20 protein-coding genes and 1 pseudogene are annotated in these 23,101 nt (G+C 74.0%); 9 read left to right on the forward strand and 12 right to left on the reverse strand.

Annotated features, from left to right (window positions below):
• Positions 1-136: 136 nt before the first annotated feature.
• Together IF01_RS0112500 and IF01_RS0112505 are read right to left on the reverse strand one after the other, a co-directional pair.
• Positions 137-958 carry a purine-nucleoside phosphorylase gene (locus IF01_RS0112500; RefSeq protein ID WP_030393424.1) on the reverse strand — a complete coding sequence of 274 codons (822 nt, stop codon included), beginning with the start codon at positions 956-958 and terminating at the stop codon, positions 137-139.
• 140 nt (positions 959-1,098) lie between these two features.
• Positions 1,099-1,536 (reverse strand): gamma-glutamylcyclotransferase family protein, encoded by a 438-nt coding sequence (locus IF01_RS0112505; RefSeq protein WP_030393425.1) that lies wholly within the window; start codon positions 1,534-1,536, stop codon positions 1,099-1,101.
• 78 nt (positions 1,537-1,614) lie between these two features.
• On the opposite strand from IF01_RS0112505, the gene IF01_RS0112510 reads away from it, so the two are divergent.
• Together IF01_RS0112510 and IF01_RS0112515 are read left to right on the forward strand one after the other, a co-directional pair.
• Positions 1,615-3,069: an NAD(P)H-quinone dehydrogenase gene (locus IF01_RS0112510; RefSeq protein WP_030393426.1), complete on the forward strand. Its 1,455-nt coding sequence runs from the start codon at positions 1,615-1,617 to the stop codon at positions 3,067-3,069.
• A gap of 236 nt (positions 3,070-3,305) precedes the next feature.
• Positions 3,306-4,274, forward strand: coding sequence for a DeoR/GlpR family DNA-binding transcription regulator (locus tag IF01_RS0112515; RefSeq protein ID WP_030393427.1), 969 nt, complete (start codon positions 3,306-3,308; stop codon positions 4,272-4,274).
• A 211-nt stretch (positions 4,275-4,485) separates the two neighbouring features.
• On the opposite strand, the gene IF01_RS0112520 is transcribed toward IF01_RS0112515, so the two are convergent.
• The 6 genes from IF01_RS0112520 to IF01_RS0112545 all read right to left on the reverse strand — a co-directional run bounded on the left by IF01_RS0112520 (position 4,486) and on the right by IF01_RS0112545 (position 10,824).
• Positions 4,486-6,258 carry an acetyl/propionyl/methylcrotonyl-CoA carboxylase subunit alpha gene (locus tag IF01_RS0112520; protein WP_030393428.1) on the reverse strand — a complete coding sequence of 591 codons (1,773 nt, stop codon included), beginning with the start codon at positions 6,256-6,258 and terminating at the stop codon, positions 4,486-4,488.
• A gap of 251 nt (positions 6,259-6,509) precedes the next feature.
• The gene (locus IF01_RS0112525) at positions 6,510-7,385 is read right to left on the reverse strand and encodes a hypothetical protein (protein ID WP_063764197.1); all 876 of its coding nucleotides are present in this window, start codon (positions 7,383-7,385) and stop codon (positions 6,510-6,512) included.
• Positions 7,386-7,722: 337 nt separating this feature from the next.
• Positions 7,723-8,322: a nucleoside triphosphate pyrophosphatase gene (locus tag IF01_RS0112530; protein ID WP_030393430.1), complete on the reverse strand. Its 600-nt coding sequence runs from the start codon at positions 8,320-8,322 to the stop codon at positions 7,723-7,725.
• Positions 8,323-8,366: 44 nt separating this feature from the next.
• Complete coding sequence (gene mmpB, locus IF01_RS50970; RefSeq protein ID WP_255360215.1) at positions 8,367-8,492, reverse strand: morphogenic membrane protein MmpB; 126 nt, start codon at positions 8,490-8,492, stop codon at positions 8,367-8,369.
• A 485-nt stretch (positions 8,493-8,977) separates the two neighbouring features.
• The gene (locus IF01_RS0112540) at positions 8,978-9,199 is read right to left on the reverse strand and encodes an acyl-CoA carboxylase subunit epsilon (RefSeq protein ID WP_030393431.1); all 222 of its coding nucleotides are present in this window, start codon (positions 9,197-9,199) and stop codon (positions 8,978-8,980) included.
• 35 nt (positions 9,200-9,234) lie between these two features.
• A complete protein-coding gene (locus IF01_RS0112545; RefSeq protein ID WP_030393432.1) occupies positions 9,235-10,824 on the reverse strand; it encodes an acyl-CoA carboxylase subunit beta in 1,590 nt (529 codons plus the stop codon).
• A 255-nt stretch (positions 10,825-11,079) separates the two neighbouring features.
• Between IF01_RS0112545 and IF01_RS0112550 the strand changes: the two genes are divergently transcribed.
• The 4 genes and pseudogenes from IF01_RS0112550 to IF01_RS0112565 all read left to right on the forward strand — a co-directional run bounded on the left by IF01_RS0112550 (position 11,080) and on the right by IF01_RS0112565 (position 16,295).
• Entirely contained in the window at positions 11,080-11,979 is a 900-nt protein-coding gene (locus IF01_RS0112550; protein ID WP_030393433.1) for a biotin--[acetyl-CoA-carboxylase] ligase, read from the forward strand.
• A 340-nt stretch (positions 11,980-12,319) separates the two neighbouring features.
• Positions 12,320-13,498: an adenylate/guanylate cyclase domain-containing protein gene (locus tag IF01_RS0112555; RefSeq protein WP_369826118.1), complete on the forward strand. Its 1,179-nt coding sequence runs from the start codon at positions 12,320-12,322 to the stop codon at positions 13,496-13,498.
• 538 nt (positions 13,499-14,036) lie between these two features.
• A pseudogene (locus IF01_RS49870) lies at positions 14,037-15,194 on the forward strand (GGDEF domain-containing protein); the annotation flags it as partial.
• A gap of 747 nt (positions 15,195-15,941) precedes the next feature.
• Positions 15,942-16,295 carry a hypothetical protein gene (locus IF01_RS0112565; protein ID WP_157855208.1) on the forward strand — a complete coding sequence of 118 codons (354 nt, stop codon included), beginning with the start codon at positions 15,942-15,944 and terminating at the stop codon, positions 16,293-16,295.
• Positions 16,296-16,320: 25 nt separating this feature from the next.
• On the opposite strand, the gene IF01_RS0112570 is transcribed toward IF01_RS0112565, so the two are convergent.
• Positions 16,321-16,929, reverse strand: coding sequence for a TetR/AcrR family transcriptional regulator (locus IF01_RS0112570; protein ID WP_030393437.1), 609 nt, complete (start codon positions 16,927-16,929; stop codon positions 16,321-16,323).
• A gap of 145 nt (positions 16,930-17,074) precedes the next feature.
• On the opposite strand from IF01_RS0112570, the gene IF01_RS0112575 reads away from it, so the two are divergent.
• Entirely contained in the window at positions 17,075-18,274 is a 1,200-nt protein-coding gene (locus IF01_RS0112575; RefSeq protein WP_030393438.1) for a macrolide family glycosyltransferase, read from the forward strand.
• Between the two features lie 92 nt (positions 18,275-18,366).
• On the opposite strand, the gene fdhD is transcribed toward IF01_RS0112575, so the two are convergent.
• A complete protein-coding gene (fdhD, locus tag IF01_RS0112580; RefSeq protein ID WP_030393439.1) occupies positions 18,367-19,191 on the reverse strand; it encodes a formate dehydrogenase accessory sulfurtransferase FdhD in 825 nt (274 codons plus the stop codon).
• A 171-nt stretch (positions 19,192-19,362) separates the two neighbouring features.
• On the opposite strand from fdhD, the gene hutH reads away from it, so the two are divergent.
• Complete coding sequence (gene hutH, locus IF01_RS0112585; protein WP_051755252.1) at positions 19,363-20,946, forward strand: histidine ammonia-lyase; 1,584 nt, start codon at positions 19,363-19,365, stop codon at positions 20,944-20,946.
• 89 nt (positions 20,947-21,035) lie between these two features.
• Here the strand turns inward: hutH and IF01_RS0112590 are convergent, their stop codons facing one another.
• Positions 21,036-21,467, reverse strand: coding sequence for a hypothetical protein (locus IF01_RS0112590; protein ID WP_030393441.1), 432 nt, complete (start codon positions 21,465-21,467; stop codon positions 21,036-21,038).
• A 231-nt stretch (positions 21,468-21,698) separates the two neighbouring features.
• Between IF01_RS0112590 and IF01_RS0112595 the strand changes: the two genes are divergently transcribed.
• Positions 21,699-22,568, forward strand: a complete 870-nt coding sequence (locus tag IF01_RS0112595) for a MurR/RpiR family transcriptional regulator (RefSeq protein ID WP_030393442.1) — start codon at positions 21,699-21,701, stop codon at positions 22,566-22,568.
• A gap of 36 nt (positions 22,569-22,604) precedes the next feature.
• On the opposite strand, the gene IF01_RS0112600 is transcribed toward IF01_RS0112595, so the two are convergent.
• Positions 22,605-23,084, reverse strand: a complete 480-nt coding sequence (locus IF01_RS0112600; RefSeq protein ID WP_030393443.1) for an SRPBCC family protein — start codon at positions 23,082-23,084, stop codon at positions 22,605-22,607.
• Between the last annotated feature and the right edge of the window lie 17 nt (positions 23,085-23,101).

The following is a 23,101-nucleotide window of genomic DNA, read 5'->3' on the forward strand; positions in this document are numbered from 1 at the left end:
CGGCGGGCCGCGGTGTCCGGCGCCCCCGGGCGGCGGCGTGTCGGGCCCGGGCACGCGGACGGGGCCCGCGGGCGGCTGTGATCACCGGATCACGTCCGTCCGCGGGCCCCGTCGCTCATGCGCTGTCGCCCCGGCGTCAGATCCGCTCGAGGACCTTGGCCAGCAGCGCGCCCATCCGCTCGGCGGAGGCCTTGCCGGCCTCCAGCACCTCGGCGTGGTTGAGCGGCTCGCCGGTCATGCCGGCGGCCAGGTTGGTGACCAGGGAGATGCCCAGCACCTCGGCGCCGGCCTCGCGGGCCGCGATGGCCTCCAGCGTGGTGGACATGCCGACCAGCTCGCCGCCGATCACCCGGGCCATGTTGACCTCGGCCGGGGTCTCGTAGTGCGGGCCGCGGAACTGGACGTAGACGGCCTCGTCCAGGGTCGGGTCCACCTCGCGGCAGAGCTCGCGCAGCCGCTTGGAGTAGAGGTCGGTGAGGTCGACGAAGTTGGCGCCGACGATCGGCGAGTCCGCCGTCAGGTTGATGTGGTCGCTGATCAGGACCGGCTGGCCGGGGACCCAGGTCGGGCGCAGACCGCCGCAGCCGTTGGTCAGCACGATGGTCCCGCAGCCGGCCGCGGCGGCGGTGCGCACGCCGTGGACGACGGTGGCGACCCCGTGGCCCTCGTAGTAGTGGTTGCGGCCCAGGAAGATCAGGGCCCGCTTCTCACCGATCCGCACCGAGCGGATCGTGCCGGCGTGACCGGCCACGGCGGGGGCGGGGAAGCCCGGGAGGTCGGTGACCGGGAACTCCGCCACGGTCTCGCCGAGGGCGTCGGCGGCCGGCACCCAGCCGGAGCCCATCACCAGGGCGACGTCGTGGCGCTCGGCACCGGTCAGCTCGCGCAGGCGCTCGGCGGCGGCCTGGGCGGCGGCGTAGGGGTCGGCGGAGACGACCGACTGAGGAGATGCGTTCACACGTCCGAGGATAGACGGGAAATGGCTACGCGCGTAGAAAATCCTGGTACGACGTGCCGGATCGTTACCCGGATGGCGTGAACGTACAGCTCCGGGGCGGCCGAACCGCGCCGCGACCCGGAGCATTCTCCAAAGAGGTCTCAGCAGGGACGGCGGCGCAGGTCCAGCACGTAGTCGTCGGGGGCGCCGGCGCTCTCCGCCGCGTCCGCGATCAGGCCCAGGTAGCGGGCCGCCGGCAGGCCGCCCTCGTAGTCGTTGAGCACGTACGTCCAGACCGGCACGTCGCCGTCCAGGGTCTGCGCCCGGAGCCGGGTCTTGCGGTAGATCCCGAGCTGGACGCCCTCCCAGCGGTCCAGCCCCTCCTCGTCCATCGGCGACACGTCGTACAGCGAGACGAAGACCTGGTCCTTCTCGTCCTCCACCACGGTGGCCAGCGAGCCCTCCCAGCCGAGGTGCTCGCCGCCGAAGGTCAGCCGCCAGCCGGACAGCCAGCCCGTGCCGCGCAGTGGCGAGTGCGGGGCGCGGCGGGTCATCTGCCGGGCATCGAGGTTGGTGGCATACGCGGCGTAAAGGGGCATGGGGCGAAGCCTACGTTCACCGGCCGATCCGACAGAAGCCCCGACCCCGGCGTGGCAGTGCTCCCGGCGTGCGGGACAATGGGTGACGTGACTCGGATCGTGATCATCGGTGGCGGACCAGGCGGCTACGAGGCGGCGCTCGTCGCGGCCCAGCTCGGCGCGGAGGTGACCGTCGTCGACCGCGACGGTCTGGGCGGATCGGCGGTGCTCACGGACTGCGTGCCGTCGAAGACGCTGATCGCGACGGCGGAGGTGATGACGACCTTCGACAGCTCGTACGAGGAGCTGGGCATCATCGTCGCCGACGACACCCCGCACATCGACAGCCCGGCCCGGGTCGTCGGTGTCGACCTCGGCAAGGTCAACCGCCGGGTGAAGCGCCTCGCCATCGCGCAGTCCCACGACATCACCCAGTCCGTCACCCGGGCCGGCGTCACCGTGCTGCGCGGCCGCGGCCGGCTGGGCGCCGGCGGGCAGGCCGTGGACGGCTCCCGCGAGGTGCTGGTCGACGCCCCCGACGGCAGCGTGCAGTCCCTGCGCGCCGACGCGGTGCTGATCGCCACCGGCGCCCACCCCCGCGAGCTCCCCGACGCCCAGCCGGACGGCGAGCGGATCCTGACCTGGACCCAGGTGTACGACCTGGACGAGCTGCCCCGCGAGCTGATCGTCGTCGGCTCCGGCGTCACCGGCGCCGAGTTCGCCGGCGCCTACCAGGCGCTCGGCTCCAGGGTCACCCTGGTCTCCTCGCGCGACCGGGTGCTGCCGGGCGAGGACCCGGACGCCGCCGAGGTGCTGGAGGAGGTCTTCCGCCGCCGCGGCATGAACGTGATGAGCCGCTCCCGCGCCGAGACGGTCAAGCGCATCGGTGACACGGTCGAGGTCACCCTCTCCGACGGCACCGTGATCGAGGGCACCCACTGCCTGATGGCGGTCGGCTCGATCCCCAACACCGCGGAGATGGGCCTGGAGGAGGCCGGGGTCAAGCTCAACGACTGGGGCCAGATCCAGGTCGACCGGGTGTCGCGCACCTCCGCGCCCGGCGTCTACGCGGCCGGCGACTGCACCGGCGTCTTCATGCTCGCCTCGGTCGCCGCCATGCAGGGCCGGATCGCGATGTACCACGCGCTCGGCGACGCGGTGCAGCCGCTGAACCTCAAGACCGTCGCCTCCAACGTCTTCACCGACCCCGAGATCGCCACCGTCGGCTACACCGCGGCCGACGTGAAGTGCGGCAAGATGGACGCGGTCGAGGTCAAGCTCCCGCTGCGCGGCAACCCGCGCGCCAAGATGCAGGGCATCCGGGACGGCTTCGTGAAGCTCTTCTGCCGCCCCGGCACCGGCATCGTGGTCGGCGGCGTGGTCGTCGCCCCGCGGGCCAGTGAACTGATCCACCCGATCGCGCTCGCGGTGGACGCCAATCTGACGGTCGAACAGGTGGCCAGCGCCTTCACCGTCTACCCGTCGGTCTCCGGCTCCACCGCCGAGGCCGCCCGCCAGCTCCACATCCGCAAGCGGGACGCGGGCGAATCCTGAGCCTCCGGTAGCGAGTTGAGGGCGGTCGCCGTTCGGCGGCCGCCCTTCGCGCGTCCGGGGGTGTCACCCGGACGGCGGGCGCAGCCCCGGCGTACCGGCGGCGCGAATTGTACGGTCACGCGCCGCTCGGGCGTGAGCAATTCCCGCTACTAGCAGCAAACGCCTGAAAGCAGACGGTCACGCAGGTTACCGTCGGTTCTGTGTTTGCAGCAGAACGTCGCCAGTTGATCCTCGAAATGGTGCGCGCCAACGGAGCCGTCTCGCTCCGGGAGTTGGCCCGCGTCGTCCAGACCTCCGAAGTGACCGTGCGCCGCGACGTACGGGCCCTGGAGGCAGAAGGGCTCCTCGACCGCCGGCACGGCGGCGCGGTGCTCCCCGGCGGCTTCAGCCGCGAACCCGGCTATCCGCAGAAGACCCACCTCTCCGCCGCCGAGAAGAGCGCCATCGCCGATCTCGCCGCCGGACTGGTGGAGGAGGGCGACGCCGTGGTGGTCGGCGCCGGCACCACCACCCAGGAACTCGCTCGCCGACTCGCCCGGGTGCCCGGGCTGACGGTGGTCACCAACTCCCTCCTCGTCGCCCAGGCGTTGGCGCACGCCAACCGGGTCGAGGTGGTGATGACCGGCGGCACCCTGCGCGGCTCCAACTACGCCCTGGTCGGCAGCGGTGCCGAACAGTCGCTGCACGGACTGCGGGTCACCAAGGCCTTCGTCTCGGGCAGCGGGCTCACCGCCGAGCGCGGACTCTCGACCACGAACATGCTCTCCGCGAGCGTGGACCGGGCACTGGTGCAGTCGGCCGCCGAGGTGATCATCCTCGCCGACCACACCAAGCTCGGCGCGGACACCATGTTCCAGACCGTCCCCACCGAGACCATCACCCGGCTGGTCACCGACGAGCACGCCACCGCGGACGACGCCACCGCCCGCGAACTGGACGCGCTCGCCGACTGCGGGGTGCAGATCGACCTCGCCCCGCTCGGCGCCCCGCCGACCGGGGACGCCCCGGTCCACGGCACCGGCAGCGGCCCCGTCCACCAGACCCAGCCCGGCCCGCTGGCCCGCCGCAGCGCGCCGCCGCCCGGCGGCGCCCCGCTGCCCGGCCAACGGCGGCCCGGAACCCACGGCGGTCCCGGCGGACCGGGCGGGCCCGGTGGGCCACTGCCGGTCAGACTCGCCGAACTGGGCCTGCCGCGCGGGCGCTGAGGCCCGCGCGCCGGCTCGCCGCTCCGCCGTGCGACCGCACCACCGCTCCGCAGCATGACCGCATCGCCGCATCAGCGCATCGCCGCATGACTGCTCCGCAGCATGGCCGCACCACCGCATCACCGCAGCACCGCCGAAAACGTGACCGGTCCGCACACCCGAAGGTGTACGGACCGGCGGCGGACCTGTCAGTGCCCGATCGGGCCCCGACTCAGTCCTTGATCTCGCAGAGCGCCGCGCCGCTGGAGACGCTCGCACCCACCTCGGCCTTGAGGCCGACGATCGTGCCCGCCTTGTGCGCGTTCAGCGGCTGCTCCATCTTCATCGCCTCCAGGACGACGATCAGCTCGCCCTCGGCGACGACCTGACCCTCCTCCACCGCGACCTTCACGATGGTGCCCTGCATCGGCGAGGCCAGCGTGTCACCGCTGACCGCCGAACCGGCCTTCTTGGCACCGACCCGGCGCTTGGCCTTGGCGGCCCCCGCACCGGCCGCCGGAGCGGCGGCGACACCCAGCGAGGACGGCAGCGAGACCTCGATCCGCTTGCCGCCGACCTCGACGACCACGGTCTCCCGGCCCTCCGCCTCCTCGCCCTCGCCGGCCGCACCGGCGAACGCGGGAATCGTGTTGTCGAAGTCGGTCTCGATCCACCGGGTGTAGACCGTGAACGGCCCCTCGCTGCCGTGCACCTCGGGCGCGAACGCCGGGTCGGTCACGACCGCCTGGTGGAACGGGATGGCCGTCGCCATGCCCTCGACCTTGAACTCGGCCAGCGCACGCCGCGCCCGCTCCAGCGCCTGCTTGCGGTCCCGGCCGGACACGATCAGCTTGGCCAGCAGCGAGTCCCAGGCCGGGCCGATGACCGAACCGCTCTCCACGCCGGAGTCCAGCCGGACACCCGGGCCCGACGGCGGCGCGAACAGCGTCACCGTGCCCGGCGCGGGCAGGAAGTTGCGGCCCGGGTCCTCACCGTTGATACGGAACTCGAAGGAGTGACCCCGCACCTCCGGGTCGCCGTAACCGAGCTCCTCGCCGTCCGCGATCCGGAACATCTCCCGGACCAGGTCGATCCCGGTGACCTCCTCGGTGACCGGGTGCTCGACCTGCAGACGGGTGTTGACCTCCAGGAAGGAGATCGTGCCGTCCATCGCCACCAGGAACTCGCAGGTCCCGGCGCCCTCGTAGCCGGCCTCCTTGAGGATGGCCTTCGACGCCCGGTACAGCTCGGCGTTCTGCTCGGGGGTCAGGAACGGCGCGGGCGCCTCCTCGACCAGCTTCTGGTGCCGGCGCTGCAGCGAGCAGTCACGGGTGGACACGACCACCACGTTGCCGTGCTTGTCCGCGAGGCACTGGGTCTCGACGTGCCGCGGGTTGTCCAGGTAGCGCTCGACGAAGCACTCGCCGCGACCGAAGGCGGCGACCGCCTCCCGGACCGCCGAGTCGTACAGCTCCGGGATCTCCTCCAGGTTGCGGGCGACCTTGAGGCCGCGACCGCCGCCGCCGAAGGCCGCCTTGATGGCGACCGGCAGACCGTGCTCCTGGGCGAAGGCGACGATCTCCTCGGCACCCGAGACCGGGTCCGGCGTACCGGCGACCAGCGGGGCACCGGCGCGCTGCGCCACGTGCCGGGCGGTCACCTTGTCACCCAGGTCGCGGATGGCCTGCGGGGGCGGGCCGATCCAGGTGAGGCCCGCGTCGAGCACGGCCTGGGCGAAGTCGGCATTCTCCGACAGGAAGCCGTAGCCGGGGTGGACGGCGTCCGCACCCGAGTCGGCGGCGGCCTGGAGGACCTTGGCGATGTCCAGGTAGCTGGTGCCGGGGGTGTCGCCGCCCAGCGCATAAGCCTCGTCGGCCGCGCGGACGTGCAGCGCATCCCGGTCCGGCTCGGCGTAGACGGCGACGCTGGCAATACCGGCGTCCGAGCAGGCCCGGGCGACGCGGACAGCGATTTCCCCGCGGTTGGCGATGAGCACCTTGCGCACTGTGGCTCCCTTCTTGAACCTCGTTGAGTTTATGGATTCCTGGGCAGTACCGGCGAGTAGCCCCAGGTTGTGAACTATCCCACACAGAGGGTGATGCGCCCGGGCGGGCGGTGGGCGGCCCGACGGGAGTATGTGCAGGTGATGGCGCATACGGCCTGGGTGGTGCGGCGACTGCGCTCGGTGACGGGGCGGCGTGGCGGCGCGATGGGTCCGGCGGGCCGGGTGGCACCTGCCGGCGGCGCGCGTGCCGTTCAAGGAATGGGGGCGGATGCGGGGGCCTGGCCGGGAGTCGGGTCGGGGGTCGGTGCGGGTGTCGTTGCGTGCGCGACCGAGGGGGCGCCCGCGGGTGCGACCGCGGACGTGGTTCCGGGGGTGGTTCCGGCGATGGTGTCCGGACCGCCCGGAGGCGTCGGCGCGCGCTCCAGGGCCAGGGCGGTGACGTCGGCGACCTGCTCGACCACGTCCGGGCCGTAGGCGCCCGGGTTGACCACCTTGAGCAGCAGGGCGAAGGTGCCGTCCGTGCCGTACCGGCGGACCAGTCGGCGGTGGTGGGCGACCAGGTGGCGGACGCCGGCGTGGTTGGCGATGCCGGTCTGGCCGGAGATCAGGAAGACCGGGCGGCCGTGCCCCGGTGTGGCCAGCCGGGCGAGCAGGACGTACTCCCCGGCCCGGAGGTCGGCGGCGTACGACCGGCCGCCGATGGTGATGCTGTTGTCCCGCGCCACCCGGTCGTCGGAGATCACGACCCCCGGCAGGCCCCAGGCCAGGTGGGCGGCCATCCGCTCGTTGGAGACGGGGCCGCCGAAGCAGAACTCGGTCTTGGCGCCGAGGCCGCGCGGGGCGGCGTCGTGCGCGACCAGGTCGGTGTGCGCGCCGCACTCCTTCACCAGGGCGGCCAGTTCCATCAGCGCGTAGGCGTCGCGCCGGGTGACCGTCCGGGGGTGCGCGCCGGTGCCGATGCTGCGGTTGACCACGATCAGGCACTCGCTGCCGGCGGGCAGGCCGAGGAAGTCCCTGGTCCGTTCCAGCCGGCGTCTTCGGCGCAGGCTCTGGCCGAGCCAGCCGAGGACAGCACTGATCGCGCTGGCCACCAGGCCCAGCAGGACGTTGAGCAGACTGTCGGTCATCCGCTCGCCATCTCCCCCGTCGGTTTGGAGCGTCGGCGCCGTCCGGGCGCTCCTCTAGCGTGCATCACATCGGATTGTCGGCGGGGCAGATGGCGACAATTGTGCCGCTCTTTGGCGCGTGGGCGACGCCCCGGCGGCGCTCCGGTGGCCGACTTCCGGCGCGTGGGGGAGCCCCGCCGCGGCTGCGCCCGCGGTGTGCGCGGGCCCGTCGTACGCGCAGGGTCCGGTGCGGGGGCGGGGCTTGCGTGCCGGTGCGGGCCCGGCACGCCGGTGCCGGTCGCCGCCTGTGCGGATCGCCGGATGGGTGCGTCGCCGGGTGTGCGCGTCGGCCGACCCGTCAGACCCAGAGGTCGGTGATCCGCACGCCGAGCTCGGTGAGCAGTCCGCGCAGCAGCGGCAGCGAGAGCCCGATGACATTGCCCGGGTCGCCGTCGATGCCCTCGACGAACGGGGCCGAACGGCCGTCCAGGGTGAACGCCCCGGCCACGTGCAGCGGCTCACCGGTCGCGATGTACGCGGCGACCTCGGCGTCGTCCGGGGTGCCGAAGCGGACGGTGGTGGAGGCGGTGGCGGAGGCCTGCCGGCCGGTGGTGGTGTCGATCACGCAGTGGCCGGTGCGCAGCACGCCGGCCCGGCCGCGCATGGCCTGCCAGCGGGCCAGCGCCTCGGCCTCGTCGGCGGGCTTGCCGAGGGCCTGGCCGTCCAGCTCCAGCACCGAGTCGCAGCCGATCACCAGTTCGCCCTCGGTGAGGGTCGCGGCGACGGCCTTGGCCTTGGCCTCGGCGAGCACGAGGGCGAGTTCGGCGGGGGTGGCGGCGGTGATGGCGTCCTCGTCGACGCCGCTGACCACCACGCGCGGGTCGAGGCCCGCCTGACGCAGCAGCCCGAGCCGGGCGGGGGAGGCGGAGGCGAGCACGAGGGAGCGACGGTCGGTCATGCCACCAGGGTAGAGGGCTGCTCCGGGCGGTCGTTCTGCGGTCGTCAGACCATCAGCAGGACGGCGATCACCAGGGCGAGGACGGCGAGCACATGACCGGCCCGGTGCAGCCGCCGCTGCATGCGCCGGGCTTCCGGGGAGGGCTCGTCGCGGGGGTCTGACCAGAGCATCGTTCCAGGGTGCGCCCCCGCTCGGCGGGGCGCCTGAGTATCCGTACTCAGCTTTCGGGGCAATCCGGGCTCTGCGCGGGGTGCTCCTTCCTGCCGCATTTTGCAAAGTGGGCACTTTGCAAAATGCGGGCACTGAGCGGTGGTGGCACGGGTGGTCGCTCGGTGGTCGCACCGTGGAAGTTCGGATCTTGCCTGGTGAGCGACCGTTGCGGGGCCCGCTCCGCCCGGGCGGAGCGGGCCCCGTGGGTGCGTGCACTTTGCAAAGTGCCGACTTTGCAAAGTGCACGAACGGCGGAACGACACGGGGGCGGCACCGGGAACGGGACTGGGAACGGGAACCGGACCAGAAGCACGAACGGCCGTGGCAGCGGCACCGGAAACAGGAACGGCCGCTCGGCACTGCGCGCTGCAGTGCCGAGCGGCCGTTCCCACCGGCTCCGGTGCCGCCGTGGCGGCACCGGAGCCGGTCGGTGCCGAGCGGTGGGCTAACCGGCCCAGCCGGAGGTGCGCCAGGCGTTGACGCCGGGGCGCGGGGTCGCGCGCAGCCGGCGCGCGCGGTCGTTCCAGGCGGAGTCCGGGCCGTCGCCCGCGCGGCGGGCCGCCTCGGCGGCGGCCTGCGCGGCGGCGGCCCGGGACTGGACCACCGCCAGGACGGTGGCCAGCTCCTCGGGGGTCGGCTGCCCGTGCAGCACATGGATCGGGGCCATGCTCAATCCTCTCGCGTTCCTCCTGGGAGGAGCCACTACAGCGGAATGTTGCCGTGCTTCTTCGGCGGCAGCACCTCGCGCTTGCCGCGCAGCGCGCGCAGACCGCGGACGATGTGCCGGCGGGTCTCGCTGGGCGCGATCACCGCGTCCACGTAGCCGCGCTCGGCCGCCAGGTACGGGTTGAGCAGGGTGTCCTCGTAGGAGGCGATCAGCTCGGCCCGCTTCTCGTCGGCGAGGCCGGCCGCGTCGGCCTCGGCGATCTCCCGCCGGTGCAGGATGTTGACCGCGCCCTGCGCGCCCATCACGGCGATCTGCGCGGTCGGCCAGGCCAGGTTGAGGTCGGCGCCGAGGTGCTTGGAGCCCATGACGTCGTACGCGCCGCCGAAGGCCTTGCGGGTGATCACGGTGATCAGCGGGACGGTCGCCTCGGCGTAGGCGTAGATCAGCTTGGCGCCGCGGCGGATGATGCCGTCCCACTCCTGCTCGGTGCCGGGCAGGAAGCCGGGCACGTCGACGAAGGTGATGACGGGGATGTTGAAGGAGTCGCAGGTGCGGATGAACCGCGCGGCCTTCTCGCTGGCGGCGATGTCCAGGCAGCCCGCCAGGTCCATCGGCTGGTTGCCGACGATGCCGACCGGGTGGCCCTCGACCCGGCCGAAGCCGGTGATGATGTTGCCGGCGTAGAGCGGCTGGGTCTCCAGGAACTCGCCGTCGTCGAGGACGTGCTCGATCACGTGGTGCATGTCGTACGGCTGGTTCGCCGAGTCCGGCACCAGGGTGTCGAGTTCGAGGTCCTCGTCGGTGACGGACAGGTCCGCCTCCTCGGGGAAGGCCGGCGGGTCGGAGAGGTTGTTGGAGGGCAGGTACGAGAGCAGGCTCTTGACGTACTCGATCGCCTCCTTCTCGTCCGCCGCCAGGTAGTGCGCGTTGCCGGACTTGGTGTTGTGGGTGCGCGCGCCGCCCAGCTCCTCCATGCCGACGTCCTCGCCGGTGACGGTCTTGATCACGTCGGGGCCGGTGATGAACATGTGCGAGGTCTGATCGGCCATCACCACGAAGTCGGTGATCGCGGGGGAGTAGACCGCGCCGCCCGCGCAGGGGCCCATGATCAGCGAGATCTGCGGGATCACCCCGGAGGCGTGCACATTGCGGCGGAAGATCTCGCCGTACAGGCCGAGCGAGACGACGCCCTCCTGGATCCGGGCGCCGCCGGAGTCGTTGATGCCGATGACCGGGCAGCCGGTCTTCAGCGCGAAGTCCATGACCTTGACGATCTTCTCGCCGAAGACCTCGCCGAGCGAGCCGCCGAAGACCGTGAAGTCCTGCGCGAACACCGCGACCTGACGGCCGTCCACGGTGCCGTAGCCGGTGACCACGCCGTCGCCGTACGGCCGGTTCTTCTCCTGGCCGAAGTTGATCGAGCGGTGCCGGGCGAACTCGTCGAACTCGACGAAGGAGTCCTCGTCCAGCAGCTCCACGACGCGCTCGCGGGCCGTCAGCTTGCCCTTGGCGTGCTGCTTCTCGACCGCCTTGGCGGAGCCGGAGTGCACCGCCTCGTCGATCCTGCGCCGGAGGTCGGCGAGCTTGCCGGCGGTGGTGTGCGGGTCGTGCGACGCCTCGGTCATTCCGGTGGCTCTCCCTGATCCTGGGCCGCGACCTGTTTTCGGTGGCGCGGGCCGGGTGGGGGCGGCGCGGACGAGGGGTGCAGGGCGGCACAACGAACTACCGTTGGGTAGCGTAGCCAGCGCGGAGGGTCCGACGTAATGTCCGGCGGTTATGGTCAGCGCCACAGTGTCGTCGGTGCCCGTTCTGGGGGACGATGGGACGGCGTACGGCCTCCCGGCCGGTGCCGGCCGCGGTGTCCGCCTAGGGTGAGCCGCATGACCTCCGACACCCCCCGCCGCAGTGGACTGCGCGGACTCGGCCACGCCGGACCGTCGCCGTGGACCGACCTCGACCGCCCGCCGCTGGACGCCGCCACGCTCCGCCGGGACCTGGTGCGCCCCGGTGGGCTCTGGACCTCGCTGGACGTCGTCGAGGAGACCGGCTCCACCAACACCGACCTCGCCGCCCGGGCCCGCGCGGGCGCGCCGCAGGGGGCGGTGCTGATCGCCGAGTCGCAGAGCTCCGGCCGCGGCCGGCTGGAACGGCAGTGGACCGCGCCCGCCCGCTCCGGGCTCTTCCTCTCCCTCCTGCTTCGCCCGGACGAGGTACCCGTCGAACGGTACGGCTGGTTGCCGATCCTGGTCGGCGTCGCCGCCGCGAGCACCCTGAGCCGGGTCGCCGAGGTCGAGGTCGGCCTGAAGTGGCCCAACGACCTCCAGGTGGAGGTCGACGGCGCGGAGCGCAAGATCGGCGGCATCCTGACCGAGCTGGGCGGCGGGGCGGTGGTCGCCGGACTGGGCCTCAACGTGTCGCTGCGGGCCGCCGAACTGCCCGTCCCCACCGCCGCCTCGCTGGCCCTGGCCGGTGCCGCCGTCACCGACCGGACCACCCTGCTGCGCGCGCTGCTGCGCGAGTTCGCCGAGCTGTACGGGGAGTGGACGGTCGCCGGCGGGGACCCGCACACCAGCGGCCTGCTGCGCGCGTACGCGCAGCGCTGCACCACCCTGGGCCGCCCGGTGAAGGTGCTGCTGCCCGGCGACCGGGAACTGATCGGCGAGGCGGTCGCGGTGGACGGGTCCGGGCAACTGGTGGTCCGTACCCCGGACGGGGGTCGGCGGGCGGTCGGCGCGGGGGACGTCGTCCATGTGCGCCCGGAGCCGCGCGACGGGCGGTAGAACGGGCTCGTCCGGGCGGTCCTGCGGGTGGTCGTAGGCGTGGCCGCAAGGGCGGCCGCAAGGGCAGCGGAACGGCCCGGGCGCGGCGGCGCGGGGCGGCACCGGCCGGGGCGTGCGCCGTCCCCGTACCGTCCCCGTGCCGCCCCGTGCCGGACCCTGCGCCGGACGGGTCGCGCGCCGTGCGCCGGGCGGGTCACCGTGCCTCCCCTTACCTCCCCTTGACTCGGGCGGATGCCCCGGATCGCGCGATTCCGTGCGAACATTCCACCTGGCAGCAGTGTGAGGCGCGCCACTGCCCGAACGGGGGCGGCCGCGCCCGCACTGGCACGACACGAGGCGAGTGCGGCGACCGCACGGGGACGGACCGGTGGCAGAGGACGGCAGCAACGGCGGCGGCAACGGCGCCGACGGCAACGGCGGCCCGGCGGGCTCCGACGACCAGACCGTCGCCCTCGACCTCGAACGCCTGATCCTGGACGCGCCACGCCGCTACACCCCGTACCAGGCCGCGCGGGCCGCCGACGTCCCGATGGAACTGGCCACCCGCTTCTGGCGGGCGATGGGCTTCCCGGACATCGGCCAGTCCAGGGCGCTGACCGACGGCGACGTGATCGCGCTGCGCCGACTGGCGGGCCTGGTCGAGTCGGGCCTGCTGAGCGAGTCGATGGCGATCCAGGTGGCCCGGTCCACGGGGCAGACCACGGCCCGGCTCGCGGGCTGGCAGATGGACACCTTCCTGGAGAACCTCACCCAGTCCGTCGAGCCCGGTCTCACCCGGGCCGATGTCGCCTACCCGCTGGTCGAGCTGCTGCTGCCGGAGCTGGAGCAGTTCCTGGTGTACGTCTGGCGCCGGCAGCTGGCGGCCGTCACCGGCCGGGTGGTGCAGGCCGCCGAGGACAACGAGATCACCAGCGGCCGGCTCGCGGTGGGCTTCGCCGACCTGGTCGGCTTCACCCGGCTGTCCCGGCGGCTGGAGGAGGAGGAGCTCGGCGAGCTGGTCGAGACCTTCGAGAACACCTGTTCCGACCTGATCGTGGGCCGGGGCGGCCGGGTGATCAAGACGCTCGGCGACGAGATCCTGTTCGTCTCCGAGGATCCGGTGATCGCGGCCGGGATCGCGCTCAGCCTGATCGAGGCGCTGGCCGAGGACGACACCATCCCCGCCCTGCGGGTCGGCATGGCCTTCGGCACGGTCACCTCGCGGATGGGCGACGTGTTCGGCACCACGGTGAACCTGGCCAGCCGGCTCACCTCGATCGCGCCCAAGGACGCGGTGCTGATCGACGGCGAGTTCGCGGCCGCGCTGGAGCAGTACGGCAGTGTGGCGCCGCCCGGCGAGGACGGGTCCGGGCTGGCCGACGCCCTGTCGGTGGCCGCGGGGCTGCCGCCCACCGGGCAGCACGGACCGCTGCCGGACGCGGGGCACCGGTTCAATCTGCAGCCGATGTGGCGCCGCCCGGTGCGGGGGCTCGGGCTGGTCGAGCCGTGGCTGCTCTCCCGGCGGCCGCACAGCGAGTAGCGCGCGGCCCTCCCGGCCGGTCGCCGATCCCGTCACCCTCTTCTGCCCTTTCCTGCCCCGTCCCTGCCCTGTCCTGCCCCTGTCCTGCGCTGCGGCGCCGTCCGACGGGTGGCCCGTCGCGCCACGCCGAACGGTTGAAGGCCGCGCGGTCCGGCGAATCCCGACTCCCAAACGGGGCATAACCGAACGAAACCGCCATAGTCTTGGTGCAGGCGCTCCGGTCCGGGCGGCCGGAGTGGCGAACCGTCGGGCGGGTAACCGATGTCGGACGGGTAGGACCTTCGGGAGCCTTCGGTGGTCATGCCGGCACGGACGGTGCGGGCACGGCGGTCGTCCGCCGACCATCAGGAGGACCGGGTACAGGGAACGAGGCGAGCCGGTGAGCAGTGAGGCGATCATGACGGACCGCGACTGCGACCGGACGCGGCAGCCGGCGGCCGCCGCGTCGGTGCCCCCCGTTCCCGGGGTGCCCGGCACCCCCGTCGGCGGTGCGGCCACCGACGCGCGGCTGACGGCCGTGGTCGAGCTCGCCCAGGACATGGCCGGGGCGCTCACCCCGCTGGAGGCCGTCCGGGCCGCCGCCGCCCGTGCCACCGGGGCACTCGACGCCGCCATGGCCGCCGTCTCGGTCTGGGACCGCGAGTCCGGCCGGCTGCGGGTCCTGGTCAACCACGGCGAGCTCTCCCCCGGGGAGGAGGAGCTGCCCGAGGACGAGTCCTACCCGGTCGCCGACTTCCCCGAGATCGTCACCTACCTGGAGGAGCGCTGGACCACCGGCCGGCTGCCGCGCGCATGGGTGCAGACCGCCGACAACTCCCAGCCGCACTCCGGTCACGCCCACCCGACCGCCGGCGCGTACTGCCAGGAGCGCGCCGCCGCGCTGCGCCGGCGCGGCCGGGCCTGCTGCGTGGTCGCGCCGATCGTGCTGCACGGGCAGGCCTGGGGCGAGCTCTACCTGGCCCGGACCGCCGGGGCGGCCGAGTTCACCGAGGCCGACGCCGACTACGCGACCCTGCTCGCCGCCCAGATCTCGGCCGGCCTCGCCCAGACCGAGCGCCTCGCCGACCTGCGCAAGCTCGCCTTCTCCGATCCGCTCACCGGCCTCGCCAACCGGCGCGCGGTGGACGCCCGGCTGGAGAGCGCGCTGGCCGCCCACAACCGGGACAACACCGTGGTGTCCCTGGTGGTCTGCGACGTCAACGGCCTCAAGCGGGTCAACGACCAGCTGGGGCACGAGGTGGGCGACCGGCTGCTGGAACGCTTCGCCCACCAGCTGTCCCTGGCCGCCGCGAAGCTTCCCGGGAGCCTCGCGGCGCGGCTCGGCGGCGACGAGTTCTGCCTGCTCGTCGAGGGCCGCAAGTCGGACGAGGTGGTCGCCGTCGCCGAGGAGCTGTGCGCGCGGGCGCTGGCCCTGGCCGACGGCGAGGGCGTCGCCTGCGGGGTCGCCTCCACCGGGGACTCCATCGGCCCCGTCACCACCCCCGACCGGCTCTTCCGGCTCGCCGACGCCGCCCAGTACCGGGCCAAGGCCGCCCGCGCCGCGCACCCGGTGGTGGCCGGCCGCAGCCACGGGCCCGGCTTCGCGCCCGACCCGACGGTGCTGCTCGCGGACGCCGCCGACCCGCAGTACCGCACCGACGGGCGCCCCCGGTCCGGCGGCCGGGCCGGTACCGGCGACCGCCGGCGGTTCCGCGGCGCCGCGCACAGTGCCGACCCCGGGCAGCTGCTCACGGCGGTGCTCGCCGCGCTCGACCGGCAGGGCACCGCCCGCGCCGTCCACCCGGCCGACACCATGGGCAAGCTCGCCGTGGTCGCCGAGACCACGGCCCGGCTGCTGGACGCGGTCGGCTGGTGGATCTCCTACGTGCCGCCCGGGTCGCAGCTGATGCACACCGCGCGGCACGCCGTCTACCGGATGACCAGCGGGCCGAGCAGCACCCGGGCGGAGACCCAGCGCGCCCAGATCGAGGCCCCGGACGCCGTCTTCGACCTCCGCCACTACCCGCTGACCCGGACCGCCGTGCGCGGCGGCGCCTTCGCGCTGCGCGCCGGGGCGGCGGGCAACGACCCGGCGGAGGAGGCCATGCTGGTGGTCTCCGGCTACCGCGGCATGGTCGCGGCCGGCGGCCAGAACCCGGCGGGCGGCTGGCTCCTCGAACTCTTCGCCGACGACGCGACCCTCCCGCTCGGCCAGGTCGCCTCCGCCCTCCGCGCCCTCGTCGCCGTCGCCCTCGCCGGCCCCGCCTCCCCGCCGGGCGTCTGACTCCAGGGGCGAGTGCCGGGACCCGGGTGCGCGGGGGAGTGTGGTGCTTCGGTGACCGGTTGGTTCCGAGCGGGTCGCGGTCCGGTCCTGGGGGTGGGCGGGGCGGGGCGGGCGTGGGATGGTGTCGGCGGTCGGCGGGCCGTCGGGGTCGCGCCGGATCGATGACGGGGGTTGATTCCTGTGCGTGCTCGGGTGACGGGCCTGGTGCTCTCCGCGGTGCTCGCGTTCGGCGGGACGGCGTTGGCGGCCGCGCCGGCGGCCTCGGCCGCTCCGACGGTTTCGGTGGTTTCGGCGGCCCCGGCGGCCGCTGCCGGGGCGCGGACGGCGGCGGGGCAGGGTGCCGGGCAGGTCGGGGCGGCGGCGGAGCGCCACGACGCCGCGCAGCTGGCCGCGTCCAAGGACAAGTCGAAGAAAAAGAAGAAGAAGGGCCTCGGCAAGATCATCGGACTGGTGATCGGCATCGGCGTGGTGCTGGTGGTGATCGCGGTGATCGTCGTCGTGGTGCTGATGCTGCGCCGCCGCAACCGGTCCTGAGGACGGGGCCCGGGGCCGGGCGCGCTCAGTCCCGGGCGGGGCCGAGCGCGCCCAGGACGGCCGCGACGACCTGGTCGGCGTAGCCGGGGTCGAGCGGGCCGAGGCCGTGCAGCCAGCGGTAGTACAGCGGGCCGTAGAGGAGTTCGACCGCGAGGTCGAGGTCCGCGTCGGCGCGCAGCTGTCCGGCCTCGCGGGCGGTCCGCAGGCGTTCGCGGGTGACGGTCAGCAGCGGGTCGAGCAGGCGTTCGCGGTAGTCGCGCAGCAGGGCGGGGTCGGTGAGCACCTCGGCGGTGAGGGCGCGGCCGGTCCGGTCGAAGGCGGGGTCGGCGAGTTCGAGGGCGGTGAGCCGCAGGACGGTCCGCAGGTCCTCGCCGAGGTCGCCGGTGTCGGGGAGGGCGAGGCTGCCGGAGGGGTCCTCGCTGGCGGCGAGGAAGGCGTCGAAGACGACGGCGCCCTTGGAGGGCCACCAGCGGTAGATGGTCTGCTTGCCGACGCCGGCGCGGGCGGCGATCTTCTCGATGGTGAGCTTGCCGATGCCGAGTTCGGCGACGAGTTCGGCGGCGGCGGTGAGGATGGCCGCGCGGCTCTGCTCGTTGCGGCGGCTGGGGTCGGGGGTGTTCTGCGGTCCGGTCATGGGCGCCATCCTACCGAGATGGCGAGACGGTCCGTATCGTCTTGACAGTTCGGATTCGCCGATGCATGCTGGTGGAACGTCAGCGAGACGAACCGTCTCGTCTCGACAAGAGCCCGAGTCGCAGCCTTTCGAGAGGACCACCGAGATGACCCGCTCCGCCCATGTCGTCATGGCTTCCATTCCGGCCCACGGCCACGTCAACCCGAGCCTCGCCCTCATCACCGAGCTCGTCGCCCGGGGCCACCGGGTGAGCTACGTCAACGCGCCGTCCTTCGCCGACACGGTCGCGTCCACCGGCGCCACGCACGTCCCGTACGACACCGCGCTGCCGCTCGACGGCGACCCCGCCGGGTGGCCGGAGGATCCGGTCGCGGTCCAGGACGTCTTCCTCGACGACGCCCTCGCGATGACCCCGGTGCTGCGGAAGCTCTTCGCCGAGGACCGGCCCGACCTCGTGCTGTACGACATCGGCGCCTTCGCCGCCCGGGCGGTTGCCGAGGGGCACGGCGTGCCCGCGGTGCAGCTGTCGCCCACGATGGTCGGCTGGGAGGGCTTCGAGGAGGACATGGCGCCGATGTTCGAGGCGCTCCGCACCGGGCCCGGCGGCCCCGAGCACTACCGGCGGTTCGGCGACTGGCTGACCGCCAACGGCGTCGCCGTCCGGGACGTCGAGCGGGACGTCGAGCGGTTCAAGAACCGGCCGGACCGCGCGCTGGCGCTGATCCCGCGGGCCCTGCAGCCCTGCGCGGACCGGGTCGACACCGACCGGATCACCTTCGTCGGCCAGTGCTTCGGCGACCGCTCGCACCAGGGCAGCTGGCAGCGGCCCGCCGGGGCGGACAAGGTGCTGCTGGTCTCGCTCGGCTCGGCCTTCACCGACCGCCCGGCCTTCTACCGGGCCTGCCTGGAGGCCTTCGGCGGCCTGCCCGGCTGGCACGTCGTGCTGCAGATCGGCCGGCACACCGACCGGGCCGCGCTGGGCGAGGTGCCGGCCGGTGTCGAGGTGCACCGCTGGGTGCCGCAGTTCGACGTGCTGGCGCAGGCGGACGCCTTCGTCACCCACGCCGGCACCGGCGGCGCGAGCGAGGGTCTGTTCCACGGGGTGCCGATGATCGCGGTGCCGCAGGCCGTCGACCAGTTCGCCAACGCGGACTCGCTGGTGGCGCTCGGGGTGGCCCGGCGGCTGGACACCGAGGACGCGACCCCCGGGGCGCTGCGCTCCGCGCTGCTGGAGCTGACCGGGGACCCGGCGGTGGCCGGGCGGCTCGCGGAGCAGCGCGCCGCGGCCCGGGCCGAGGGCGGTACGGCGCGGGCGGCGGACCTGGTCGAGGCCGAGTTGAAGTGAGGCGGGGCTGAAGTGGGGCCGAGCTGAAGTGGGGCCGAGCTGAAGTGGGGCGGCGCTGAAGTGGGGCGGGGCGGGACGCGGCGGGGTGCGGGTCAGGCGATCCGGTCGGGGCGGGTGTAGACGTTGGCGCCCTCGCCGCGCAGGAAGCCGACCAGGGTCAGGCCCAGCTCCTCGGCGAGGTCCACCGCCAGCGAGGACGGCGCCGAGACCGCGGCCAGCAGCGGCACGCCGGCCAGTGCCGCCTTCTGGGTCAGCTCGAACGAGGCCCGGCCGCTGACCAGGAGCACATGGCCGGTCAGCGGAAGCAGGCCCTCCCGCAGTGCCCAGCCGACCACCTTGTCCACCGCGTTGTGCCGGCCGACGTCCTCGCGGGCGCACAGCAGTTCGCCGGTCCGGCCGTCGAACAGGCCGGCCGCGTGCAGGCCGCCGGTGGAGTCGAAGGTGCGCTGGACGGCGCGCAGCCGGTCCGGCAGCGCGTAGAGCAGCGCGGGCGGGACGCTCAGCGGGTCCTCGCCGACCGGGTGCCGGACGTGGGTGCGCACGGCGTCCACGGTGTCGCGGCCGCACAGTCCGCAGGCACTGGTGGTGAGCAGGTTGCGGTGGGCGGAGAGCGGCAGCGGGCGGGTGGTGTCGCGCAGCGTCGCGTCCACCACGTTGTAGGTGTTGGCGCCGTCCGCGTCGGTGCCGGCGCAGTAGCGCAGTGCCGCCAGCTCCTCGCCGGTGGCGACCAGGCCCTCGCCGACCAGGAAGCCCGCGACCAGGTCGAAGTCGTGGCCGGGGGTGCGCATGGTGACGGTGAGGGGTTCGCCGCCGAGCCGGATCTCCAGCGGTTCCTCGGCGGCCAGCGCGTCGGGCCGGAAACTGCGCCCGTCCCCGCGCAGTCGGAGCACCCGCCGCCGTGCCGTCGCCCGCGTCATCGTCCCGCCCGCCTTCCCGTCCGCGCCCGGCGTTGCGCCGTCCGCCTCCCCACAGCGTGCGGCACCGGCCCGGGTATTCGAAAATCCTGGTGACCGGGCGGTTCGGTGTCGGGAGTTTCGACTGGGCCGAGATGGTTGTCATATCTCCATTCACCTGCTGAGATGATGCATATGGATATGCACAGTGCTGCGGCCGCCCACGCGCCGCTCGTCCAGGTCGGCAAGGCCGACGTCGGCGCCGAGGACGTGCTGGCCGTCGCCCGGGGCAACGCCCGGGTCGAGATCGGCCCCGACGCGATCGCCGAGATGGCGACCGCGCGCGCCCGGATCGACGCCCTCGCCGCCGAACCGCGCCCCGTCTACGGCGTCTCGACCGGCTTCGGCGCCCTCGCCGTCCGGCACATCAGCCCCGAGCTGCGCGCCCAGCTGCAGCGCTCGCTGGTGCGCTCGCACGCCGCCGGGATGGGCCCGGTGGTCGAGCGCGAGGTCGTCCGCGCGCTGATGTTCCTGCGCATGAAGACCCTCGCCAGCGGCCGCACCGGCGTCCGCCCGCTGGTCGCCCAAACCATGGCCGCGCTGCTCAACGCCGGCATCACCCCGGTGGTCCGCGAGTTCGGCTCGCTCGGCTGCTCCGGAGACCTCGCGCCGCTGTCGCACTGCGCGCTCGTCCTCATGGGCGAGGGCGTGGCCACCGGCCCCGACGGCGTCGAGAAGCCCGCCGGCGAGCTGCTCGCCGCCGCCGGCATCGAGCCCGTCGAGCTGCTGGAGAAGGAGGGCCTCGCCCTCATCAACGGCACCGACGGCATGCTCGGCATGCTGGTCATGGCCATCGCGGACATGCAGCGGCTGTTCACCACCGCCGACATCACCGCCGCCATGACCCTGGAGGCCCTGCTCGGCAGCGACAAGGTGCTCGCCCCCGAGCTGCACGCCCCGATCCGTCCGCACCCCGGCCAGGCGGCCGCCGCCGCCAACATGCTGGCCGTGCTCCAGGGCTCCGGCCTCACCGGCCACCACCAGGACGACGCGCCGCGGGTCCAGGACGCCTACTCGATCCGCTGCGCCCCGCAGGTCGCCGGCGCCGGCCGCGACACCCTCGCGCACGCCCAGCTGGTCGCCTCCCGGGAGCTGGCCGCCTCGGTCGACAACCCGGTGGTGCTGCCCGACGGCCGGGTCGAGTCCAACGGCAACTTCCACGGCGCCCCGGTCGCCTACGTGCTGGACTTCCTCGCCATCGCCGCCGCCGACCTCGGCTCGATCTCCGAGCGCCGCACCGACCGGCTGCTCGACAAGGCCCGCTCGCACGGCCTGCCGGCCTTCCTGGCCGACGACCCGGGCGTGGACTCCGGCCTGATGATCGCCCAGTACACCCAGGCCGCGCTGGTCAGCGAGAACAAGCGGCTCGCGGTGCCGGCCTCGGTCGACTCGATCCCCTCCTCGGCCATGCAGGAGGACCACGTCTCGATGGGCTGGTCCGCCGCGCGCAAGCTGCGCCAGTCCGTGGAGAACCTCGGCCGGGTCCTGGCCGTCGAGCTCACCGCCGCCGCCCGGGCGCTGGAGATTCGCCAGCAGGCCGGAACGGGCGCCGAGCCGGCGCCGGCCACGGCCGCGGCGATGGCCGCCGCCCGGGCCGCCGGGGTCGGCGGCGCCGGTCGCGACCGCTTCCTCTCGCCGGACCTGGAGGCCGCCGCCGCGCTGGTCGCCTCGGGCGAGCTGGTGCGCGCCGTCGAGCGGGTCACCGGCCCGCTGGCCTGACCTCCGCGCCGCACCGAACGGGCGGGACGGGCAGGACGGGCGGGACGGGTGACCGGTGGCCGGAAAGGCCGCCGGTCACCCGTCACCCGTCACCGGTCCCAGTCGCTCTTCGGGGCCGCCGCACCGCGCTGCTCCTGGATCCGCTCGGCGAGCGCGGACGAGACATTGACGCCGACGATGCCGCCCCAGCAGACCAGCAGGCCCAGGAAACCGCCGCTCTCGGCGGCGATCGCCGACAGCGGGATGCCGAGCACCAGCGAGACGATCGGGAGCCTGGTCGCCGAACGGCGGCCGAAGCGGCGCGGCCCGTACCCCGGACGGCCGTACCCCTCGGTGGGACCGTAGCCGTCGGCCGGGCCGAGCCGCTCGGCCACCCGGCGCTCCACCCGGGCGTCGAGCCGGGCGTCGATCCGGGCGAGGAAGGAGTCGACGAGTTCCGACTCGTACTCCGGGCCGAGCTCCTTGCGCGCCTGCAGCGTGGCGTCCAGATCGCGCCGCAGATCGTCCTGACGAGTGTCCATGGGCACCAGCTTCCTCCCTCCGGAGGCCGCCGGTCCATCGGTCCGACGGGGATTCAGGGCGGTCTCAGGGGGATCTCAGGGTCACCCCGAGACGGTCCGCGCCCCCCTTGGCGCCCGCCCGGTCACCGCTGCGGGACGTCTCGCCCGACGTCCCGTCGGGCGAGACGTCTTTGCCAGCGGCGCCCCACTGCTGCACAGTCGTCCGAACAGCTCGCATCCGGAGGTACCGCCATGACCGCCACCGACGACGCCGGCACGGTCGGTCCCTCCGCCCGGCTGCTCCAGCTCTTCGAGGGGCACCGGCTCACCCCCACCCAGCGGCGGATCGCGCACTCGCTGGTCCGGCACGCCACCGAGGCGCCGTTCCTCTCCAGCGTCGAGGTCGCCGAACTCGCCGGCGTCAGCCAGCCCTCGGTGACCCGCTTCGCGGTGGCCCTCGGCTACGACGGCTACCCGGCGCTGCGCAAGCAGCTGCGCGAACTCGGCGCCGGCGAGGCCGCCGCCCCCGAGACCCCGGCCGACGCCGTCCGCAACGAGCACCAGCAGGCCGTGCTCGCCGAGATCGAGCACCTTCGCCACCTGGCCGAGCTGCTCGCCGACCCCGAGCCGATCGCCCGCGCCGCCCGGTTGCTCGCCGCCTCCCGCCCGCTGCCGGTGCTCGGCCTGCGGGCCGCCTCCGCGCAGGCGCGCGGCTTCGCGTACTTCGCCGCCAAGGTGCACCCGGACATCCGGCTGCTGGACGAGGGCGGCAGCATGCTCGCCGACCGGCTGGAACAGGCCGCCGCCGCGGGTGCGAGCGTGCTGCTCTGCTTCGCCCTGCCGCGCTACCCGCGCGAGCTGATGGACGCCCTGGCGGTGGCCCGGGAGTGCGGGCTGACCGTCGTCACCGTGGCCGACAGCGTCTTCGCGCCGGTCGCCAAGCTCTCCGACCTGATGCTGCCGGCCGCCGTCGGCACCGGGCTGGTCTTCGACACCGCCTGCGCGCCGATGATGCTCGGCCGGGTGCTGCTGCAGACCATGTGCGACGAACTCCCCGGCGCCGAGGCGCGGCTGGAGGCCATCGAGCAGTCGGCGGCGGCCCGGGGGCTGTTCCTGGAGTAGCCCCGCGGAGCAGGCCCCCGGGTGGTCCGTCGCGGGTCAGGCTTCGAGGATCTGCCGGATCCGCCGCAGGGTCGCGCGCATACCGGCCCGGTTGTGCGCGGCCCGCCGCTCCGGGGCGACGCCGCTGAAGACCTTGCCGAGCAGCTCGGCGACCGGCGCGCTCCGCCCGGTCCGCAGGTCCCGCCAGTACTCGGTGAGCTCGGTGCCGCCCTCGCCGTCCGGCGCGAACCGGTAGCCCCACTCGGCGATCGGCAGCCCGAGGGCATCCACCCGGAACGCGAACTCGCTGCCGGGGCGGGCCGTCGTCACCCGGCAGGTGGTGAACCAGACGAACAGTCCGCGCCGGTTGAAGCCGACGAACCGGTCCCCGGTCCGGAGCGGTCCCCGCCGCGCCCACACCGCCCGGCACTCGGGGCTCCACTCGCCGGTCCGTCGGACGGTGCTGACGGCGCGGTAGACCTCCGTCGGTGTGGCGGCCACACCGATGCTCTCCTCGATGCCCCACTCGCGGTCCATGCCGGCCCTCCCCGTTC

It is taken from the genome of Kitasatospora purpeofusca, assembly GCF_000718025.1.
Classification (GTDB): domain Bacteria; phylum Actinomycetota; class Actinomycetes; order Streptomycetales; family Streptomycetaceae; genus Kitasatospora; species Kitasatospora purpeofusca.

What these genes read in the sequence shown, in the direction of transcription:
- IF01_RS0112590 (WP_030393441.1), bottom strand. Translation starts at nt 21,467, where the DNA reads ATGGACACTCGTCAGGACGATCTGCGGCGCGATCTGGACGCCACGCTG.
- IF01_RS0112550 (WP_030393433.1), top strand. Translation starts at nt 11,080, where the DNA reads ATGACCTCCGACACCCCCCGCCGCAGTGGACTGCGCGGACTCGGCCAC.
- mmpB (WP_255360215.1), bottom strand. Translation starts at nt 8,492, where the DNA reads ATGCTCTGGTCAGACCCCCGCGACGAGCCCTCCCCGGAAGCCCGGCGC.
- IF01_RS0112595 (WP_030393442.1), top strand. Translation starts at nt 21,699, where the DNA reads ATGACCGCCACCGACGACGCCGGCACGGTCGGTCCCTCCGCCCGGCTG.
- IF01_RS0112515 (WP_030393427.1), top strand. Translation starts at nt 3,306, where the DNA reads ATGGTGCGCGCCAACGGAGCCGTCTCGCTCCGGGAGTTGGCCCGCGTC.
- IF01_RS0112540 (WP_030393431.1), bottom strand. Translation starts at nt 9,199, where the DNA reads ATGGCCCCGATCCATGTGCTGCACGGGCAGCCGACCCCCGAGGAGCTG.
- IF01_RS0112525 (WP_063764197.1), bottom strand. Translation starts at nt 7,385, where the DNA reads ATGACCGACAGTCTGCTCAACGTCCTGCTGGGCCTGGTGGCCAGCGCG.
- hutH (WP_051755252.1), top strand. Translation starts at nt 19,363, where the DNA reads ATGGATATGCACAGTGCTGCGGCCGCCCACGCGCCGCTCGTCCAGGTC.
- IF01_RS0112575 (WP_030393438.1), top strand. Translation starts at nt 17,075, where the DNA reads ATGACCCGCTCCGCCCATGTCGTCATGGCTTCCATTCCGGCCCACGGC.
- IF01_RS0112600 (WP_030393443.1), bottom strand. Translation starts at nt 23,084, where the DNA reads ATGGACCGCGAGTGGGGCATCGAGGAGAGCATCGGTGTGGCCGCCACA.
- IF01_RS0112545 (WP_030393432.1), bottom strand. Translation starts at nt 10,824, where the DNA reads ATGACCGAGGCGTCGCACGACCCGCACACCACCGCCGGCAAGCTCGCC.
- IF01_RS0112510 (WP_030393426.1), top strand. Translation starts at nt 1,615, where the DNA reads ATGGGTGACGTGACTCGGATCGTGATCATCGGTGGCGGACCAGGCGGC.
- fdhD (WP_030393439.1), bottom strand. Translation starts at nt 19,191, where the DNA reads ATGACGCGGGCGACGGCACGGCGGCGGGTGCTCCGACTGCGCGGGGAC.
- IF01_RS0112530 (WP_030393430.1), bottom strand. Translation starts at nt 8,322, where the DNA reads ATGACCGACCGTCGCTCCCTCGTGCTCGCCTCCGCCTCCCCCGCCCGG.
- IF01_RS0112570 (WP_030393437.1), bottom strand. Translation starts at nt 16,929, where the DNA reads ATGACCGGACCGCAGAACACCCCCGACCCCAGCCGCCGCAACGAGCAG.
- IF01_RS0112505 (WP_030393425.1), bottom strand. Translation starts at nt 1,536, where the DNA reads ATGCCCCTTTACGCCGCGTATGCCACCAACCTCGATGCCCGGCAGATG.